Source organism: Streptomyces sp. NPDC005485 (assembly GCF_040606085.1).
Classification (GTDB): Bacteria; Actinomycetota; Actinomycetes; order Streptomycetales; family Streptomycetaceae; genus Streptomyces.
This window is the reverse complement of record NZ_JBEXDZ010000328.1, coordinates 1-1,396: the sequence shown is the minus strand read 5'-3', so window position 1 is coordinate 1,396 and position 1,396 is coordinate 1. Positions and strand designations below refer to the sequence as shown.

The window sequence follows — 1,396 nt, the reverse complement described above, 5'->3', positions numbered from 1 at the left end:
TTTGTGGGTGTTTTTTTTGGGCTGTTGTTTTGTGCTATCTCGGTCGTTTTGCGCGGGGTAATAGGTTTTCAAAATTTCTTTTTACTGGTGGGGGGGGTGGCACTGAGTGCCACCGCCCGCATGTGAATCGGCACACAAGCAACTCCCCCGCAACACTGGCTCGTTCGACGCGGTCCGGCCGTCCCCGCAGATGGGAGCGGTTTCCGGGCCGCGTCGGTGTTTGAACCCCGCGCATCAAGGCTTCATTGGTGTTTGACCGGTCGGTCACGCCCTGGTAACACCAATCAGTGACCCTGGTCTTACACCACGTGCACCCTTAACCAGAGCCGCCGATCCCGAGGGGGGACCTCCATCATGCAGGCCGCGCCCGTACGCGCCACAGCCATCCCGTCGTTCACCGATGCACTCCGTGCCGTCGAGTCGCTGCTGATGAGCAGTGGCCAGCGCACCGCCCGTCGCAATGCCTGGACGTCCGTCCTGGAGGACCGCCGCCGCGCCAAGGACCGGGTCGAGGCTCAGCGCGTTCTGGAATCCGCCTCCACGCGTTCGTAGCGGGCGCCCCGCGCCGGGAGGGCTGTCCCGGCACCCGTCCCGGCACACTGCCGTCGTAGGCGCTTGTCGGGCCACGTAGACTTCCTGCCATGGCGAAGAAGGAAACCGCGGCGGACGCCTCGAACCCCGGGCGACTCAAGCAGATCGCTCTCACTTACAAGATGACCCGCAAGGCCGACTCCAAGATCGGTCTTGTACTCGGGGCTGTCGCGATCGTCACCCTCGGTGTCTTCCTCGCGATCGGCTTCCTGATCGGTCACCCGGTCTATCTGGGCATTCTCGGCCTGCTGCTCGCCTTCCTCGCGACGGCGATCGTCTTCGGACGCAGGGCCGAGCGCGCCGCCTTCGGGCAGATGGAGGGCCAGCCGGGCGCTGCCGCCGCAGTGCTGGACAACATCGGCCGAGGCTGGACGACGACCCCGGCCGTGGCGATGAACCGCAGCCAGGACGTGGTGCACCGCGCCGTGGGCAAGGCGGGCATCGTGCTGGTCGCCGAGGGCAACCCGAACCGGGTGAAGAGCCTGCTGGCCGCCGAGAAGCGGAAGATGGCGCGGATCGTCTCGGACGTGCCGGTGCACGACATCCTCGTCGGCAGCGGTGAGGGCCAGGTGGACCTCAAGAAGCTCCGCACGACGATGCTGAAGCTCCCCCGCGTCCTGGCCGGCCCGCAGGTCACCGCGACCAACGACCGGCTGCGCGCGATGGGCGACCTGATGAGCAACATGCCGTTGCCGAAGGGCCCGATGCCCAAGGGCATGCGGATGCCGCGCGGCGGGCCGAAGGCCCGCTGACCTCCCTCCTACGAGTCGTACGACGAAGGGGGCGCCCGGAGATCACTCCGGGC

At 66.9% G+C, this 1,396-nt stretch carries 2 protein-coding genes; both read left to right on the top strand.

What is annotated here, in order from left to right; genetic code table 11:
- The first annotated feature begins 354 nt into the window (after window positions 1-354).
- The gene (locus tag ABZS97_RS43995; RefSeq protein ID WP_356149737.1) at window positions 355-552 is read left to right on the top strand and encodes a hypothetical protein; all 198 of its coding nucleotides are present in this window, start codon (window positions 355-357) and stop codon (window positions 550-552) included.
- A gap of 89 nt (window positions 553-641) precedes the next feature.
- A complete protein-coding gene (locus tag ABZS97_RS43990) occupies window positions 642-1,343 on the top strand; it encodes a DUF4191 domain-containing protein (protein ID WP_356149735.1) in 702 nt (233 codons plus the stop codon).
- Window positions 1,344-1,396 lie beyond the last annotated feature (53 nt).

Excerpts from the sequence above, each read along its gene's own strand:
- ABZS97_RS43995 (WP_356149737.1), top strand. The coding sequence starts at position 355 with ATGCAGGCCGCGCCCGTACGCGCCACAGCCATCCCGTCGTTCACCGAT.
- ABZS97_RS43990 (WP_356149735.1), top strand. The coding sequence starts at position 642 with ATGGCGAAGAAGGAAACCGCGGCGGACGCCTCGAACCCCGGGCGACTC.